Source organism: Streptomyces sp. NPDC030991, from assembly GCF_055571235.1.
Genome location: NZ_JBVIFR010000007.1, coordinates 99,093 through 114,212, shown reverse-complemented (window position 1 = coordinate 114,212; position 15,120 = coordinate 99,093). Strand labels below are relative to the sequence as shown.

The 15,120-nt window shown below is 72.0% G+C and carries 16 protein-coding genes; 5 read left to right on the top strand and 11 right to left on the bottom strand.

The window, feature by feature from the left end; translation table 11 throughout:
* Positions 1-98 precede the first annotated feature (98 nt).
* From ACZ45E_RS15500 to ACZ45E_RS15470, 7 genes are all read right to left on the bottom strand, one after another.
* Entirely contained in the window at positions 99-803 is a 705-nt protein-coding gene (locus ACZ45E_RS15500; protein WP_468220993.1) for an LAETG motif-containing sortase-dependent surface protein, read from the bottom strand.
* 175 nt (positions 804-978) lie between these two features.
* Positions 979-2,094, bottom strand: coding sequence for an LOG family protein (locus ACZ45E_RS15495; protein WP_468220991.1), 1,116 nt, complete (start codon positions 2,092-2,094; stop codon positions 979-981).
* Between the two features lie 51 nt (positions 2,095-2,145).
* Positions 2,146-2,553 carry a VOC family protein gene (locus tag ACZ45E_RS15490; RefSeq protein ID WP_468220989.1) on the bottom strand — a complete coding sequence of 136 codons (408 nt, stop codon included), beginning with the start codon at positions 2,551-2,553 and terminating at the stop codon, positions 2,146-2,148.
* A 74-nt stretch (positions 2,554-2,627) separates the two neighbouring features.
* The gene (locus ACZ45E_RS15485) at positions 2,628-3,812 is read right to left on the bottom strand and encodes a hypothetical protein (protein ID WP_468220986.1); all 1,185 of its coding nucleotides are present in this window, start codon (positions 3,810-3,812) and stop codon (positions 2,628-2,630) included.
* A complete protein-coding gene (locus ACZ45E_RS15480; RefSeq protein WP_468220984.1) occupies positions 3,794-4,534 on the bottom strand; it encodes an ABC transporter ATP-binding protein in 741 nt (246 codons plus the stop codon). Before ACZ45E_RS15480 ends, ACZ45E_RS15485 begins: the two co-directional genes overlap by 19 nt.
* Before the next feature lie 182 nt (positions 4,535-4,716).
* On the bottom strand, positions 4,717-6,096 hold the full coding sequence (locus ACZ45E_RS15475) for an aspartate aminotransferase family protein (protein WP_468220981.1): 1,380 nt from the start codon (positions 6,094-6,096) through the stop codon (positions 4,717-4,719).
* Positions 6,081-6,596: an Lrp/AsnC family transcriptional regulator gene (locus tag ACZ45E_RS15470; RefSeq protein WP_468220979.1), complete on the bottom strand. Its 516-nt coding sequence runs from the start codon at positions 6,594-6,596 to the stop codon at positions 6,081-6,083. The genes ACZ45E_RS15475 and ACZ45E_RS15470 overlap by 16 nt, the downstream gene beginning before the upstream one ends.
* Before the next feature lie 175 nt (positions 6,597-6,771).
* On the opposite strand from ACZ45E_RS15470, the gene ACZ45E_RS15465 reads away from it, so the two are divergent.
* Together ACZ45E_RS15465 and ACZ45E_RS15460 are read left to right on the top strand one after the other, a co-directional pair.
* Positions 6,772-8,232: a gamma-aminobutyraldehyde dehydrogenase gene (locus ACZ45E_RS15465; protein WP_468220978.1), complete on the top strand. Its 1,461-nt coding sequence runs from the start codon at positions 6,772-6,774 to the stop codon at positions 8,230-8,232.
* Positions 8,229-8,723, top strand: a complete 495-nt coding sequence (locus tag ACZ45E_RS15460; RefSeq protein WP_468220976.1) for a DUF1990 family protein — start codon at positions 8,229-8,231, stop codon at positions 8,721-8,723. Before ACZ45E_RS15465 ends, ACZ45E_RS15460 begins: the two co-directional genes overlap by 4 nt.
* A gap of 83 nt (positions 8,724-8,806) precedes the next feature.
* On the opposite strand, the gene ACZ45E_RS15455 is transcribed toward ACZ45E_RS15460, so the two are convergent.
* Positions 8,807-9,373: a hypothetical protein gene (locus ACZ45E_RS15455; protein WP_468220974.1), complete on the bottom strand. Its 567-nt coding sequence runs from the start codon at positions 9,371-9,373 to the stop codon at positions 8,807-8,809.
* Between the two features lie 6 nt (positions 9,374-9,379).
* A complete protein-coding gene (locus ACZ45E_RS15450; protein ID WP_468220972.1) occupies positions 9,380-9,616 on the bottom strand; it encodes a hypothetical protein in 237 nt (78 codons plus the stop codon).
* A 258-nt stretch (positions 9,617-9,874) separates the two neighbouring features.
* On the opposite strand from ACZ45E_RS15450, the gene ACZ45E_RS15445 reads away from it, so the two are divergent.
* The 3 genes from ACZ45E_RS15445 (at position 9,875) to ACZ45E_RS15435 (ending at position 13,093) form a co-directional block, all read left to right on the top strand.
* Entirely contained in the window at positions 9,875-10,528 is a 654-nt protein-coding gene (locus tag ACZ45E_RS15445) for a response regulator transcription factor (RefSeq protein ID WP_468220970.1), read from the top strand.
* Between the two features lie 2 nt (positions 10,529-10,530).
* Positions 10,531-11,694, top strand: coding sequence for an ATP-binding protein (locus ACZ45E_RS15440; protein WP_468220967.1), 1,164 nt, complete (start codon positions 10,531-10,533; stop codon positions 11,692-11,694).
* A gap of 211 nt (positions 11,695-11,905) precedes the next feature.
* Complete coding sequence (locus ACZ45E_RS15435) at positions 11,906-13,093, top strand: polyamine ABC transporter substrate-binding protein (RefSeq protein WP_468221413.1); 1,188 nt, start codon at positions 11,906-11,908, stop codon at positions 13,091-13,093.
* A gap of 33 nt (positions 13,094-13,126) precedes the next feature.
* Here ACZ45E_RS15435 and ACZ45E_RS15430 read toward each other — a convergent pair whose 3' ends face one another.
* A complete protein-coding gene (locus ACZ45E_RS15430; protein ID WP_468220966.1) occupies positions 13,127-14,275 on the bottom strand; it encodes a serine hydrolase domain-containing protein in 1,149 nt (382 codons plus the stop codon).
* Positions 14,276-14,413: 138 nt separating this feature from the next.
* On the bottom strand, positions 14,414-15,094 hold the full coding sequence (locus tag ACZ45E_RS15425) for a glycerophosphodiester phosphodiesterase (protein WP_468220964.1): 681 nt from the start codon (positions 15,092-15,094) through the stop codon (positions 14,414-14,416).
* Positions 15,095-15,120: the final 26 nt, after the last annotated feature.

Sequence of the window (15,120 nt, the reverse complement as noted above, 5' to 3'; positions counted from 1 at the left end):
GGACCGGGGAACCGGGGGCCGGAGAAACGAAGAAGGGGCCGTACGAGGCTCCGGCCCGATTGCTCGACCCGGGACACCTCGTACGACCCCTCAAGCGGCTAGCGCTGGGCCGCACCGCGCTTGCGCAGGGCGAACACCACGCCGCCGCCCGCGACGACGAGCGCCGCGGCGATGCCGGCGAAGAGGCCGGTGTTGCTGCTGGCGCCGGTCTCGGCGAGGTCCGAACCACCGGCCGGGGAGGCCGAGTTGCTCGGGGCCGGCGCGGGGGCCGCCGGGCTGGTGGACTCCGGGGCCGACGGGGCCGACGTGGGCGGCGTGGCCGTCTCGGCCGGCGTCGACGTGCTCGGCGCGGGGGAGGACGGGGCCGGGGAGGACGGCGTCGGCTTGTCCGTGGGCTTCTCGGTGGCGCAGGCCGTCGCCGGGGTGGTGACGCCGCCCTTGATGTCGTCGTCCACGTTGTACTTCTTGGTCTTCACGTGGACGCGGTAGTGCGTGTTCGGCGCCCAGTTCTCGGTGAACGTGACGGTGGCGCCCTCCTTGGTGCCGGTCACGGTCTGGGTGCCGACGAGCTTCTCGTCACTGCCCGACCCGGTGAACAGGGTGATGGTGGCGGGCGTGCCGGAGGCGTCGACGTCCTTGACGGTGATGACGCCCTGGTCGCCGTCGCAGGCGGCCTCGGCGCTGAACTCACTGATGTTGCACGCCGAAGCGGTACCGGCGACGCCCAGCGTCAGCGCGGTGGCGGCGGCCGCCACACCGGCGAAGCGCGCGGCGCGTGCGGATATACGGGGGGTTACGGACACGGTTGTCCTTCACGGGATCAAGTACAGAAAAAGTGGGGTGCCGCGAGGCATCGCGTGGCTCTTCGCCTCAGCGCCCTCACGGTCCCCTCACGTTTACAAGCGCCTATAACGCAACGTCAATACGCGGAGACCACTGGGAGTTCAGTCTTGACCGTTACGTGACCTGTCGCAGGTTTCAGGCCATGCGCTCCAGTGCCTCGCCCGCCTCCTCCACCGTGTCGACGAGCGCGATCCGCGACTCCATCGACCGGCCTCGCGCGAGCGCCTGCAACAGCGGCCAGGCGGGCAGCTTCCGCGTCCAGTGGTCCCGGTCGACGAGGACCATCGGGGTCGGTTCGCCCCGCGACTCGTAGTAGTTGGGCGTCGCGTTGTCGAAGATCTCCTGCACCGTGCCGGCCGCGCCGGGCAGGAAGATGACACCCGCGTTCGAGCGGGCCAGGAGGCCGTCCTCGCGGGTGGCGTTGGCGAAGTACTTGGCGAGGTGCGCGGCGAACGCGTTGGGCGGCTCGTGCCCGTAGAACCACGTGGGGATGCCGACGGAGGCGCCCCCGCGCGGCCAGCGCGAGCGCACCTCGAACGCGGCGAGGGCCCAGTCCGTGACCGACGGCGTGAACGACGGTGCCTTGGACAGGAGTTGGAGCGCCTCCTCCAGCATGCCGTCGGCGTAGGGAGCCGCGTACCCGCCCAGGTTCGCCGCCTCCATGGCGCCCGGGCCACCGCCCGTCGCCACCGTGAACCCCGCCCGCGCCAGCGTCCGCCCGAGCCGGGCGGCGCCCGCGTACTCCTGGGTGCCGCGCGCCATCGCGTGGCCGCCCATGACGCCCACCACCCGGGCCCCGACGAGGAGTTCGTCGAGGGCGTCGGAGACCGAGTCGTCGTGCACGGCGCGCAGCATGGACGCGAACACGTCGCCGTCCGTCTTGGTCCGCTGGAACCAGGCGTACGCGCGGGCGTCCGGTGTCGTCTCGTACCCGCCCTGCGTGGACAGGCCGTCGAACAGCTCGTCGGGCGTGTAGAGATGGCCGCGGTACGGGTCGAACGGGAGCCCGGGGACCGGCGGGAAGACCAGCGCCCCGGCGGCTCTGACGTGCGCGGCGGCGGCGGGCTCCATGGGGCAGCCGAGGAAGACGGCGCCCGCGACCTCGGCGGCGAGCAGCCGGTCCGTGCGCTCCGTCAGATCGACGGCCTGCACCCGGTGACCGGCGAGCGAGCCGTGCGCGGCGACCGTCTCGTCGAACTCGGCGAGGGTCTCGATCTCACGGTCGGAATCGGTCCCGGAAGGGGCGGACACGGATGACTCTGCTGATGTCGGCTGCACCCGCCCATGCTAGGACCCTGTCGCTCAGCCCTGGACGGCCGACGGGTCCACCCACGCGACCTCGAAGGTGTGACCGTCCAGGTCGTCGAAGGCGCGCCCGTACATGAAACCGTGGTCCTGCTTCTCACCGTGCTCGGTGGCGCCCGCCGCGAGGGCCAGCTCGACCAGCTCGTCGACCTTCTCCCGGCTCTCCGCGCTCAGACACAGCAGCACCTCGCTGCTCGACGTCGAGTCGATGATCGTCTTCTGGGTGAAGCCCGCGTACTTCTCCTTGGTCATCAGCATCAACACGATGGTGTCGCTGACCTCCACGGCGGAAGCGGTCTCGTCCGTGAACTGTTTGTTGATGGAGAACCCGAGCTCCGAGAAGAACTTCTTGGCGGCGTCCAGGTCGTTCACGGCCAGGTTCACGAAGATCATCTGCTGGTACATGGGAGGCCCGTCGCCTTCTGTATGGGTCGGTGTCGTGTCCGTACGCAGGATTAGACGGGCCGGGCCGGCAAAAGTCATCGGGAGATCAGAGGAATGGCCGAAAGCTCCGCGACGGTCCAGGTCAGCGGCGCGAAGAGGGCCAGCAGAGCGCCCGCGCGCAGCGCCACGACACCGCGCAGCTTCGACGCGGGGGCACCGAGCCGCAGGAGCGCGGCGGCGGTGTGCCTGCGGGCCTGCCGGGCCTCGACGGCCGCGGTCGCCAGCGTCGCGAGGGTGCAGCCGACGACGAGCGACGCGCCCAGCGCCGACATCGGCCCGAGGCCGTCGTGCCCCTTCCCGGCGTCGCCGTACATCACGTGCGCCGCGTACGCGCCGGAGGCCACCGCGCAGACGACGCCGAGGGGGCGCCCGATGCGCCGCGCCTCCTGCTGGAGCACGCGCCCGGCGAGCAGCCGGACGGCCCCCGGGCGCACGGCCTGCAGAGCCCGTCCGCACAGATGGGTCAGGCCGGGCCCGGCGAGCGCCAGGCCGAACGCGGTCAGCGTCCAGCCGGCCATGACCCCGCTGGGGCTCCCGCCGAGGCCGCCCGGCATCGCGGGCCCCTCGCTGCCGGGGGAGTGCGCGGCGTACGTCTCCACGGCGAGCCCGGCGGCGAGCAGCGCGACGCCCCACGGCAGCCCCGTCGGCGCGGCGGACCGCTCGGCGAACGGCTCCGCCGGCTCCCCGGCCGGGGCCGGGTCCGTCCTGGCGGGCCGTGGGCGCAGCGCGAGGGCGGCGGCGCCGGACGCGGCCAGCGGCACGAGCGCGAGCAGGGTCAGCGTGGCGCCCAGGGGCAACGGCTCGCCCGCGGCGAGGAGTTGGCGGGCCGCGCCGTCGAACGGGAGCCCGGAGAGGTCGCCGCGCAGGTGCAGGAAGAACAGCAGCGCCAGCATCGAGCCGAGTGTGCAGGCCACCGCGGTGGAGATGGTGGCGAGCAGGGTCAGGCCGGCCGGGCCGAGGCCCACAGCGGAGAGGCCGGGCCGCGGCTTCGTGGCCGGGTCGGAGCGGGCCACGGCGACCGCGAAGTACACGGTGGCGGCGAGCGGCACCACGCACCAGGCGAGCCGGGCCAGGGCGGCGGCGGACGCTTCGGGGTGGCCCATCGCGTACCCCAGCGTGCACAGCAGCAGGAAGCCGCTGCCCGCCGAGGCTGCGGCCACCATGAGCCGGCGGAGCTGCACCACGGGACGGGCGCCGCGGGCTAGACGGAGAGCGAGCACGCGGCGCGGCCTTCCGGGTCGGCGGCCGCGGCCGGCAGGTGCACGTTGGTGACGGGGCGTCCGTCGAGCAGCGACACCGTGCGGTCGGCCAGCGCGCTGACCTCGGGGTCGTGCGTGGCCAGGACGACGGTGATGGCGTGCGAGCGGGCGGCCGCGGTCAGCGTCCGCAGGACGTGCGCGCGGTCGGCGCGGTGCAGGGTCGCGGTCGGCTCGTCGGCGAAGACCACGTTCGGGGCGTGCACCAGGGCGCGGGCGATGGCGACGCGCTGCCGCTCGGCCATCCGCAGGGCGCCGGGCCGCTTGCGGGCGAGGTGGCCGACGTCGAGCCGGTCGAGCCACTCCTGGGCGGCGCTCCTGGCAGGGCGGCGGCCGGTGCCGCGCAGCATCAGCGGCAGGGCCGTGTTCTCCCAGACGTTCAGTTCGGGGACGAGGGCGGGCTCGGGGTCGATCCAGCCGAACCGGTCGCGGCGCAGCCGCTCGCGCACGAGCGCGCCCATGGTGTGCACGGGGGAGCTGTTGAACCACACCTCGCCCTGCTGCGGCAGGAGCTGGCCCGACAGGCAGTGCAGCAGAGTCGTTTTACCGGCGCCGCGCGGGCCGCTGACCGCGAGGATCTCGCCCTCGCGGACACCGAGCGAGACGCCCATGAGCGCGGGGGAGCCGTTGTGCGAGAAGTGCAGGGCGCGTGCCCGGAGCACATCGTTGTCCGGCGGGGCCACCATGGCGTACACCTCGGTTCAGATCAGTAGTGCCGGGAGATCCCGTCCCCCGTACGGGGGAACGAAGGCAGGGCCGATCGGTCACAGGGCACGCTAGGTTTCCCGGGCCATACGTCCACAAAGGACGCGGCCCGGCCACACCCATCTCACTCGGATGGGCGCGCCGGACCGGGCCGGAAGGCTGATCAGATCTTCGTCCAGGCCTCCGTGAGGACCTGGCGGACGATGCCCTCGATCTCGTCGAACGTCGACTGGTCGGCGATCAGCGGCGGGGAGAGCTGGATGACCGGGTCGCCACGGTCGTCGGCGCGGCAGTACAGGCCGTACTCGAAGAGCTTCTTGGAGACGAAGCCGTAGAGCACGCGCTCCGACTCCTCGTCCGTGAAGGTCTCCTTGGTGGCCTTGTCCTTGACGAGCTCGATGCCGTAGAAGAAGCCGTTGCCGCGGACGTCGCCGACGATCGGCAGGTCGTGCAGCTTCTGCAGCGTCTGGAGGAAGTTCGCCTCGTTGTCGAGCACGTGCTGGTTGAGGCCCTCGCGCTCGAAGATGTCGAGGTTGGCGAGGCCCACGGCCGCGGAGACCGGGTGGCCGCCGAACGTGTAGCCGTGCAGGAAGGTGTTGTCGCCCTTGTAGAACGGCTCGGCGATGCGGTCCGAGACGATCGCGGCGCCGATCGGGGAGTAACCCGAGGTCATGCCCTTGGCGCAGGTGATGATGTCCGGCACGTAGCCGAACTTGTCGCAGGCGAACATCGTGCCGAGGCGGCCGAAGGCGCAGATGACCTCGTCCGAGACGAGCAGCACGCCGTACTTGTCGCAGATCTCGCGCACGCGCTCGAAGTAGCCGGGCGGGGGCGGGAAGCAACCGCCCGCGTTCTGTACCGGCTCCAGGAAGACGGCCGCGACCGTCTCCGGGCCCTCGAAGAGGATCTCCTGCTCGATCTGGTCGGCGGCCCAGCGGCCGAAGGCCACCGGGTCGTCGCCGTGGATCGAGGCGCGGTAGATGTTGGTGTTCGGCACCTTGTGCGCGCCCGGGACAAGCGGCTCGAAGGGGGCCTTGAGGGCGGGCAGGCCGGTGATGGACAGGGCGCCCTGCGGGGTGCCGTGGTAGGCGACCGCGCGCGATATGACCTTGTACTTCGTGTGGTTGCCGGTGAGCTTGTGGTACTGCTTCGCCAGCTTCCACGCGGTCTCGACGGCCTCGCCGCCACCGGTGGTGAAGAAGACCTTGTTGAGGTCGCCCGGGGCGTGGTGGGCGAGGCGCTCCGCCAGCTCCACGGCCTTGGGGTGGGCGTACGACCAGATGGGGAAGAAGGCCAGCTCGGCCGCCTGCTTGGCGGCGACCTCGGCGAGCTCGCGGCGGCCGTGTCCGGCCTGGACCACGAAGAGGCCGGCGAGGCCGTCGAGGTACTTCTTGCCCTTGTCGTCGTAGATGTAGGTGCCCTCGCCACGCACGATGGTGGGAACGGGCGCGTTCTCGTACGACGACATGCGCGTGAAGTGCATCCACAGGTGGTCGTACGCGGTTCGGCTGAGGTCCTTGCTCACGGCTATCGGGTTCCCCACATATAGGTCTGCTTCTTGAGCTTGAGGTAGACGAAGCTCTCGGTGGAGCGCACTCCGGGAAGGGCCCGGATGCGTTTGTTGATGACGTCCAGAAGGTGGTCGTCGTCCTCGCAGACGACCTCCACCATCAGGTCGAACGAGCCTGCCGTCATCACGACGTACTCGCACTCCGGCATGGCCGTCAGGGCGTCCGCGACGGGATCCAGGTCGCCCTCGACGTTGATCCCGACCATCGCCTGCCGGCGGAAGCCCACGGTGAGCGGGTCCGTGACGGCGACGATCTGCATCACGCCTTGGTCGAGCAGCTTCTGGACGCGCTGGCGCACGGCCGCCTCCGACAGGCCGACGGCCTTGCCGATGGCGGCGTACGGGCGCCTGCCGTCCTCCTGGAGCTGCTCGATGATGGCGAGGGAGACGGCGTCCAGCGGCGGACTCCCGCCGCTTCTCGAACGGGGTCCCTTGGGATCTGCGCTGCGACTGGCCACAACCTCACTCTGCACGAGGACTCGACAGTTCCGCAACCCCGGATCGATGTAATCCGTTGTCTGGGGCTCCGATAGTCACGGATTTCGTAGGTGCGGACCGGTGGGGGGTGTCGAAAACGTCGGTGCACGGCATAGGGTGGGTGTCTCAAGCAGTGGACATCTGCCTTTCGATCAGCAAGGAGGCCGGTCAGTGACCACCAGTGAGCCGCGTCAGCTGCGGACATTCCGTAACTACATCGCCGGCGAGTTCCGGGACGCCGCCGACGGGCGGACCACCGAGGTGGTCAACCCGGTCACGGGCGAGGCGTACGCGACCGCGCCGCTCTCCGGGCAGGCCGACATCGACGCCGCCATGGCCGCCGCCGAGGCGGCCTTCCCCGCCTGGCGCGACCAGACCCCGGCGGCGCGTCAGCGAGCCCTCCTCAAGATCGCGGACGCGTTCGAGGAGCGGGCCGAGGAGCTCATCGCCGCGGAGGTGGAGAACACGGGCAAGCCCATCGGGCTGACCCGCAGCGAAGAGATTCCGCCGATGGTCGACCAGATCCGCTTCTTCGCGGGCGCGGCCCGGATGCTCGAAGGCCGCTCCGCCGGCGAGTACATGGAGGGGCTGACCTCCATCGTCCGGCGTGAGCCGATCGGTGTCTGCGCGCAGGTCGCGCCGTGGAACTACCCGATGATGATGGCCGTGTGGAAGTTCGCCCCGGCCCTGGCCGCGGGCAACACGGTCGTACTGAAGCCCTCGGACACCACCCCTGCCTCCACGGTGCTGATCGCCGAGATCATCGGTTCGATCGTCCCCAAGGGCGTCTTCAACGTGGTGTGCGGTGACCGCGACACGGGCCGCCTGATGGTCGAGCACCCCACCCCGGCGATGGCGTCGATCACGGGCTCCGTGCGCGCGGGCATGTCCGTCGCCGAGTCGGCGTCCAAGGACCTGAAGCGGGTCCACCTGGAGCTGGGCGGCAAGGCCCCGGTCGTCGTGTTCGAGGACCTCGACAGTGCGGCCATCGCCAAGGCCGTCGAGGACATCTCGGTGGCGGGCTTCTTCAACGCCGGTCAGGACTGTACGGCCGCCACCCGCGTCCTCGTCCAGGAGTCGATCCACGACGAGTTCGTGACCGCGCTCGCCAAGGCCGCCGCCGACACCAGGACGGGGCAGCCGGACGACGAGGACGTGCTCTTCGGCCCGCTCAACAACGCCAACCAGCTCAAGCAGGTCTCCGGGTTCATCGAGCGGCTGCCCGCGCACGCCAAGGTCGAGGCCGGTGGCCACCAGGTCGGCGAGAAGGGCTACTTCTACGCCCCGACCGTCGTCTCGGGCCTCAAGCAGGACGACGAGATCATCCAGAACGAGGTCTTCGGCCCGGTCATCACCGTCCAGTCCTTCACGGACGAGGCACAGGCCGTCGAGTGGGCCAACGGCGTCGACTACGCGCTGGCGTCCTCGGTGTGGACCAAGGACCACGCGCGCGCGATGCGCATGTCCAAGGTGCTCGACTTCGGCTGCGTGTGGATCAACACACACATCCCGCTGGTCGCCGAGATGCCGCACGGCGGCTTCAAGAAGTCCGGCTACGGCAAGGACCTGTCCGGCTACGGCTTCGACGACTACACGCGCATCAAGCACGTGATGACGTCGCTGGACGCGTGATCCCTCTTACGTACGCGGAGGTCGGCGCGACCCTGACGGAGGGGGAACTCCCGTCGGGCTACGCCCACCTGGACCGCCGTGTCCGGATCGGCTCGGGGCAGGACTGCTTCGAGCGGGCGGGCGCGGCGGTCCTCGCGTGGGGCGCGCAGCGCGGGGCCGGTCTCCGCGTGACCCCGGGCGACGACGTCCGCGAGGGCGCCGATGTGGTGCTGCGCTTCCTGACGCTGCGGATCCCCTGCCGGGTGGTGCGGGTCGTCCGGGACGCGTCCTGTACCGGTTTCGCCTACGGGACGCTGCCGGGGCACCCGGAGTGCGGCGAGGAGGCGTTCCTCGTCGAGCGGGACGCCGCTGACGCCGTGTGGTTCCGGATCCGGGCGTTCTCCCGGCCGGGACGCTGGTACACGCGGGCGGGCGGGCCGCCGGCGCGGGCTGTGCAGATGTGGATGACGCGGCGCTATCTGCGGGCCGTCGCCGCCGCCGTGGCGCCTTAGGGCGCAGGCCCGTGCGGGGACCGGGGCCGACGCCCTCGGTCCCCGCACGTTCCCCTCTCCGCCGGTCGTGCGGTGGGGCCGGGTCAGCCGGCGATGGTGCTGCCGAACAGGGGCGGCTTCCCGTCGACCTTGCCCGGGCGGACCTCCTTGTGTCCCGGCTTACCCGGCTTGCCGTGCTTGTGCTTGTACCAGTGGCCGTCACCCGGGTGCTTCGGCGGGGCCGGTGCGTCCCCGGGGCCGGGGAACGGCGCGTTCTTCTTCGAGAAGCCCACGCCCGCGTCCTCCAGGGGGCCCTTGCACGCCTTGAACGCGGCCAGGAACTCCTCCGAGTTCAGATCGACCGGCTTGCCGTTCTTCGCGCCGACCCGCACCGAGAACGAGATGCTGCCCTTGGCGTCCTTGGTCGCGTGGAACGTCGGGTACGTGTCCTGCCCGTGCTCTTCCATGCACGCGGCGAAATCGTCGTTGGCGGCGTTCAGGTCGTCCGGCGCGTCGTCGGTCGGCGCATAGCTGATCGGCGCCTTCTTCGGGTGGCTCTGCTCGGGCGCATCGTCGGTGGCCGAGGCCTGGGACGCCGTGACGCCGGCGAGGGCGGTGGCCGAGATCAGTGCGGCGGTGGCGAACAGGCGGCGCCTGTGCGGTGTGCGCATGGTGAGTCAGTCCTTCCAGTGGATGAGCGGGGTAGCGGACTCGGGCGGCAGCGGCCGGGGTTCGACCGGCACCGTGATCCGGCCGTCGTGCGGATGGCGGCCGCGCTCCTTGATGCCGCGCGCGTAGTGGCGGCGTTCGGTGCGGGCGCCCGCGCGGGACGTGACGCGGTGGATCCCGAACGTCGGGAAGTGCCGCTCGCCGTGCCGGCTCGGACAGCGCTCGAAGCGCTGCGTGACGGTCACGACCGAGATGCCGTCCCGGCGCGGCGTCCGTCCGAGGCGAGGGCCGGTGTCGCGCCCACGGCGGTGACGGTCGGCGCGGTCGGTGCGGCCCCGGCCAGGGCCGGGCGTTTTCGGCGTACGGGATGCATGGGCGGATACCTCCGGTGGCGGTCGCGGCCCGGTGCCGCGGCATGCGACTCACTTCACCGGTCGGGCGGTTACGGCACGGGAACGGTCGGCCTTATCCGCCCGTAACCGCCGCGCCGCCACACTGGCGGCATGCGTGTGCTGGTGGTCGAGGACCACGAAGAGCTCGCCGAGACCGTCGCCGCGGGGCTGCGCCGCCAGGGCATGGCCGTGGACGTGGTGTGCGACGGCGGGGCCGCACTGGAGCGCGTCACGGTCCACGGGTACGACGTCGTCGTGCTCGACCGCGATCTGCCGGGGGTCCACGGGGACCAGGTGTGCCGCGCCCTGGTCGAGGGGGAGGGGCACGAGCGTGTGCTGATGCTCACCGCGTCCGGAGCCGTCGCCGACCGCGTGGCCGGGCTCGGCATGGGCGCCGACGACTATCTGCCCAAACCGTTCGCCTTCACCGAACTCACGGCGCGCGTACGGGCGTTGGGGCGCAGGTCGCAGCCCGCGCTGCCGCCCGTGCTCGTCCGGGGCGGACTGCGCCTCGACCCGGCACGCCGCGAGGCCGTCCGCGACGGACGTCAACTCCCGCTGAGCCCCAAAGAGTTCGCCGTGCTGGAGCTGCTCCTCGCGGCAGACGGCGCCGTCGTCTCCGCCGAACAGCTCCTGGAGCGCGCATGGGACGAGGCCGCCGACCCGTTCACCCAGACCGTGAAGGTGACCGTCAGCCGACTGCGCCACAAGCTGGGCGAGCCGCCGCTGATCGAGACCGTCGACCGCGCCGGATACCGGCTGTGACCGTGCCGACCACGCGTCACCTCCTTCGATGCCTACGGCCGCCGGGCAGCGTCAGATGGCGGCTCACCTTCGTCTACAGCGGGCTGTTCGTGCTCGCCGCCGGGGTGCTCCTGGCGTTCGTGTACGCGCGGGTGGCCGGGGCCCACACGGCAGGGAAGGGGACGACGACGCACCCCGGGACCGACGGGCACACGCTCGGCCAGAGCGGCGACATCGAGGTCGTCGTCGAACACAGCCTGCAAGTGCAGCGCGACGGACAACTGCACCGCCTCCTCGTCGAGTCGGGTGTCGCCCTCGGCCTGATGGCGCTCGCCTCGCTGCTGCTCGGCTGGCTGGTCGCCGGACAGGTGCTCGCGCCGCTGCGCACCATGGCGTCCAAAGCGCGCCGGATCTCCGCCGACGACCTGCACGAGCGGCTCGCGGTGAGCGGCCCGCGCGACGAACTCGGGGACCTGGCCGAGACGTTCGACGGTCTGCTGGCCCGCCTGGAGGGCGCGTTCGATGCGCAGAAGAGGTTCGTCGCCAACGCCTCCCACGAACTGCGCACCCCCATCACCCTCCAGCAGGCCGTCGTCGACGTGGCCCTCGACGACCCGGACGCGAGCGCAGAGACGCTGCGCGCCGCCTGCCGCCGGGTACGCGCGGCGGCCGAGGAGCAGGAGCGGATCATCGAGGCGCTGCTGATGCTGGCGCGCAGCCAGCGCGGCCTGGAACAACGGGAGTACGTGGATCTCGCCGATGCCGTACGGGACGTGCTGTCGGCGGGGCAGCGGCGCGGGCCACCGGTGCGGGCCGAGCTTGGTCCGGCGCCACTCCTCGGCGACCGGCGCCTGGTCGAGCGGCTCGTCGGCAACCTCGTCGACAACGCCGTACGCCACAACGTCCCCGCCCCCGAGGACGGCTGGGTCACCGTGTGGACGGGGCAGCACGAGGGGCGGCCCACCCTGCGCGTCGGCAACAGCGGCCCGCTCGTGCCGGTCGGTGACCTCTCCACCCTGTTCGAACCGTTCCACCGCCTCGGCCCGCCGCGCACCCGGCACCGCGAGGGGCTCGGCCTCGGCCTGTCCATCGTCGACGCCATCGCGCGGGCGCACGGCGGGCAGGTGCGGGCGTGGCCCGGCGAGCGGGGCGGCCTGCGGATCGAGGCCGTGTTCCCGCCGCTGTAGCCGACCGATGGTGACGTCCGCGACGAGCGGGTCCTGCTCGGTCGCCCGGTGGTGCCCGGCACCGAAGCCGTCGAGGCCCTCGGGCTGCTCGCCGGCCGGACCGGCTCACCGGATCGACAGGGTGACCGGCCCCGGCGCGCCCCGCTCGACGCAGCGTCCATTGCCCCTGCCCGTTGCGCGACGGCATCCTGCGACGGTGCGAGCCAACCCCATGAACCCCGGTCCGACCCGTCGTTCCCTGCTGCGCGCCCTCGGCGGTGGTGCCGGGGCCGCGGCGGTCGGCGCCCTCGCCACCGGGTGCGGGGTGCCCGCGGCCTACGTCGCGCCCGGCGACCGCGCCGCCCCGGACCTCTCCGCCGCGCAGAAGCGGCTCACCTGGGCGAACTGGCCGCTCTACATCGATGTCGACGACGACGACCCGGCGCGGCGGCCCAGCCTCGACGCGTTCGAGAAGCGGACCGGCATCCAGGTCACGTACACCGAGGAGATCAACGACAACGACGAGTTCTTCGGCAAGGTCAGCCCGTCACTGATGAACCACCAGAAGACCGGCCGCGACCTCCTCGTCATCTCCGACTGGATGTGCGCACGCTTCGTACGCCTCGGCTGGGTGCAGGAGATGGACCGCGCTCGCCAGCCGAACGTGACGAAGTACCTGGATCCGCTGCTGCGGTCGCCCGCCTTCGACCCCGGCCGCAAGTACACCGTGCCGTGGCAGTCCGGGATCACCGGCATCGCGTACAACAAGCGACGGCTCGGCCGGGAGATCCAGCACGTCGGTGACTTGTGGGCCGACGACCTCAAGGGGCGCGTCACCCTCCTGTCCGGCCTCGACGAGTCGTTCGCGCTCCTCATGCAGGGCAACGGCGTCGACATCACCAAGTGGACCGCCGACGACTTCCACACGGTCTGCGACCAGGTCGAGAAGCGCGTGAAGTCCCAGCACATCCGCCGTTTCACCGGCAACGACTACATCAAGGACCTCTCCAGCGGGGACGTCCTCGCCTGCCAGGCCTACAGCGGTGACGTCATCCAGCTCCAGGCCGACGACCCGGACATCGAGTTCGTCGTCCCGCGGGAAGGCGCCGAACTGTGGGCGGAGTCCCTGATGATCCCCGATCTGGCCGACCACAAGGCCAACGCCGAGCGCCTGATCGACCACTACTACGAGCCCGAGGTCGCCGCCGAACTCGCGGCCTGGGTCAACTACGTCTGCCCGGTCCCGGCCGCCAAGGACATCCTGGCCTCCGCCAAGGACAAGGAGACCGCCGAACTGGCCGAGGACCCGCTCATCTTCCCCGACGACTCGATGCGCTCCCGGCTGGCGATCGCGCGGGACATCCGGCCCTCGGAGCGCACGGAGTTCGCGAAGCGGTGGAACGCGATCGCGGGGCTGTAGGGCGTCGAGTCGTCGGGCCCCCGGGCGTCCGGGTCAGTGGTTCGAGGTGGCCGCCACGACGATGCGCTGGGCCACCGGGTTCATGCCCTCGGCCTTGGCGTCCGTGGCACCGACGCAGTAGACGACGGTTCTGGACAGGTTCCGGGTCGCCGCGAACGCGCTCGCGTATCCGTAACGGGCGCCGGACTTGCCCCAGTACACCGTGGTACCGAGCTTTACCCGTTCCAGGCCCGCGCTCATCGTCGCGCCCTCGATGCCGGGCGGCACCGTGAACATCTCCGTCAGCTGGGGCGCGGGCACGATCCGCCCGCGAAACAGGGCGGTCAGCAGCCGTTCCAGGTCGGCCGTCGTGGAGATCATGTCGCCCGCCGCCCACCGGTCGCTCTGCACCCACTCCGTGACGTCGACGAACTCGCCGTCCACGCGCTGGTATCCGCGGTTGTGCGGACCATGGATCACCGGGTCGTCGCCCGGGAAGGAGGTGTCGCGCATCCCGGCGGGGCGCAGCACAAGCCGCGTCGCCACCTCCCCGTATGGGCGCCCCGTCACTTTCTCGATCACCATGCCGAGCAGCGTGTAGTTGATGTTGAGGTAGTTCTGCCGGCGGCCCGGGCGGAACTCCGGGCCTCTGGCGAGCGCGGACGCGACCACGCGCTCGGGCGTGAAGACGTCGTAGCGGTGTGCGTACACCTCGGCGAACGTGGCGCCCCAGCCGTCACCGGGCTGGATGCCGCTCGTGTGGTCGAGCAACTGCCGTACGGAGATGGGGTGGTGGAAGGCGGTGCCGTGGAAGAGGCCCGGCAGGTAGCGCTGGACCGGGGCGTCCAGGCGGACCCTGCCGTCGGCGGCGAGCCGGAGCACGGCGGCGGCCGTGACCACCTTGGTCGTCGAACCGGCCCGGAAGCGCGCGTGCTCGTCGGCCGGGCGCCCCGAACCCAGGTCGCGGACCCCGCCCGAACCGCGCCAGGACCCGCCGCTGCCGCCGACCCGGACGAGGGCCGCGGTGGCGTCGTCGTCGGGCAGCCCGGCGACGACGGCGGCCAGCGCCGCGGCGTCGGGGGCCCCGGGGATGCGCGCGCCGGGCGCGGAACGGCTCGCCCGCGCCGGGGCCGCCGCGAGCGGCACCGCGACCGCGCCGAGGGCGAGCGACGCGGGGAGGGCGAGGACGGAGCGACGCTTCAAGGGGGCCTCCTGGTACGGGAGTCGACCCGTGCGGCCGACAGGCACCATCCTCGGCGGCGCCCACCGTCACCGGGTCGTCGTACGGGAGGAGGCGGACCCTGGTTCGGGCCGTGCCGGACCCTTAGGGGCTGCGGAGTGTCAGGCCCCGCGCAGCGCCGCCAGTACGTCGACGCGGTTGGTCGTGACGGAGTCCGCGCCCGCGTCGAGCAGCCGGCGCATCGAGCGCCGGGTGTCCGGGGTCCAGGCGGAGACCAGGCAGCCGTCGCGGTGGACGCGGGCCACCAGGTCCCGGCCCACCAGCGGGAAGCGGTAGTTGAGCCAGCGCGGGCGGACCGCGTCGAGCAGGGCGCGGCGCGGCGGGGCCAGCGTCGTCCAGGTCAGGGCGATCTCGGCGGCCGGGTCCTCGGCCCGTACCCGGAGCATGGTCCTGGCGCCCGCGCAGTAGTAGACGCGCTCCTCTGCGCCGCACTCCCGGACGGTGCCGACGACCGTGCGGACCGCCGCGGCGTCCGCGCCGGGCAGGTCGATCATGAGCCGGGCCCCGGCGCTCTGTCCGAGGGCGTCGACGAGCGTGGGCACGCCGCCCGCCGTCAGCCCGCGCACCTCGTCCGCGGAGAGCGCGGAGAGCGGGCGGTCGTGCCCCCACAGCCGTTCGAGCGTCGCGTCGTGCAGGAGCACGGGCACGCCGTCGCGGGTCAGCCGGACATCGATCTCCACCGCGTCCGCGCCCCTTTCCAGCGCGGAGCGCAGCGAGGGGAGGGTGTTCTCACGGACGCGGTAGGGATCGCCCCGGTGGGCCACGGCAGTCACGGTTCGCATGGCCACCATTGTGTGGCGGATCAGCG